Annotated in this window: 1 protein-coding gene; it reads left to right on the top strand. The window is 72.7% G+C overall.

Annotation, left to right across the window (positions count from 1 at the left end; genetic code table 11):
- Positions 1-1,504: putative bifunctional diguanylate cyclase/phosphodiesterase (locus ACVNF4_RS35885; protein WP_461807016.1), on the top strand; the 1,504-nt coding region annotated here is incomplete at both ends.

The raw sequence follows: 1,504 nt of genomic DNA, 5'->3' as shown, positions 1-1,504 counted from the left end.
CGGCGTTGGTGAACGTCCGCATCGGGACGTCGAGGGAGGCCGCCGCGTTGGCTATCCGGGACCCGTCGAGGTGGACGCGCATCCCGCGCGCGTGCGCGTGGTCGCAGATCGTCTCGCGGCGGCGGTCTGCACCCTGGGCATCCTCTACAACGTCCTCAACGGTCGCAGCGTCGACCGCGTCGTCCTGCTCACCGGTGGGGCCGTCGTCCTCGCGCTCGTCGTCCGCCAGGGCATCATGCTCCTCGACAACGTCAAGCTCACCCAGGAACTGGCGCAGAAGGAGAACCACTTCCGCTCCCTGGTGCAGGGGTCGAGCGACGTCATCATGATCGCCGCCCCGAGCGGCGCCCTGAAGTACGTCTCCCCGGCCGCCGCCGGGGTCTACGGCCGGCCCGCCGAGGAGATGCTCGGCCGGGAGCTGGCCCACTTCATCCACCCCGACGACCTGGGCTGCGTCGTCCACGAGGTGCGCCGCTTCCTCGCCACCACCCCCTTCGACGAACCCACCACCCGCATCGAGTGCCGCTTCCGCTCCGGCGACGGCGGCTGGCTGAACGTGGAGTCCACCGTCAACCGCCACCACGGCGGCCTGATCTTCAACAGTCGCGACGTCACCGAACGCGTCCGGCTCCAGGCCCAGCTCCAGCACAGCGCCGAGCACGACCCGCTCACCGACCTGCCCAACCGCGCCCTGTTCACCCGGCGCGTCCAGCAGGCCCTCTCCGGCCGCCGCAGCTCCGACCGGGGCCACGCCCTGCGCAACACGGCGGTCCTCTTCATCGACCTCGACGGCTTCAAGGCCGTCAACGACACCATCGGCCACGCCGCCGGGGACGACCTCCTCGTCCAGGCCGCCCGCCGCCTCCAGGACGCCGTCCGCCAGGGCGACACGGCCTCCCGGCTCGGCGGGGACGAGTTCGCGGCGCTGATCATGGGCGACACCACCCGCGACCGCAACGCGCGGGAGCGGCACATCCTGGAGCTCGCCGACCGCCTCAGGACGGCCCTCTCCCAGCCCTACGCGATCGACGGCAACGACGTCCGCGTCAACGCCTCCATCGGCGTCGCCTTCGCCGAACCCGGCCTCGGCGCGGGCGAGTTGCTGCGCAACGCCGACCTCGCGATGTACCGCGCGAAATCCGGCGGCAAGGGCCGCGTCGAGCTGTACCAGCCGCAGATGCAGCAGGACGTGGTCCGCAAGGCGGAGCTGGCGACGCGGCTGCGCGCGGCGCTCAACGACGGCGAGTTCACGCTCCTGCACCAGCCCGTCGTCCGGCTCGCCGACGGCCGGATCTCGTCCGTCGCGGCGCTCGCGCGGTGGCGCTCCTCGCAGGGGGTGCTGTTCACACCGGCCGAGTTCCTGCGGGTGACCGAGGACGCCCACGACAACGACAAGACGGCCGAGCTCGGGCAGTGGGTGCTCGCCGAGGCGGTCGAGCGGGCCGCCGAGCGGGCGGCGGCGGGGGTGACCGTGCCGGTGACGGTGCGCACCAGCGCCCGCAGG

This window comes from Streptomyces sp. S6, assembly GCF_054880855.1.
This window is presented reverse-complemented; position numbering and strand designations above follow the sequence as displayed.